This is a genomic window from Aliidiomarina indica, from assembly GCF_015354615.1.
GTDB classification, from domain to species: Bacteria; Pseudomonadota; Gammaproteobacteria; order Enterobacterales; family Alteromonadaceae; genus Aliidiomarina; species Aliidiomarina indica.
Map to the genome: position 1 here is coordinate 1 of NZ_JACAVQ010000025.1, position 340 is coordinate 340.

Sequence of the window (340 nt, forward strand, 5' to 3'; positions counted from 1 at the left end):
AGCAAACGATTTTAAGTAAAATGATGCCGCCGTTGAACATGACCATCGCAGAAATTGCACGAACGGAAGGCATTGGCGAACAAACCCTTTATAATTGGCGTAACAAAGCCAGAGAACAGGGTCGTCCAGTGCCAGGAAATAAATCAACACCCGAACAGTGGTCTGCTGAAGCGAAGCTTGCGACCGTGATTGAAACCGGCTCCATGAGTGAAGCTGAGCTCAGTGAGTACTGCCGTGAGCGCGGACTCTATGTCGAGCAAGTGAAAGCCTGGAAAGCGGATTCGCTTAAAGGCTTCGCCAGCTCACGTGAGCAAGAGCTGGAAGCTAAGCGTCAGCGCAA

General features: G+C 50.9%; 1 protein-coding gene. It reads left to right on the plus strand.

The window, feature by feature from the left end:
* Window positions 1-340: transposase (locus tag HXZ99_RS12095; RefSeq protein ID WP_194757550.1), on the plus strand; the 340-nt coding region annotated here is incomplete at both ends.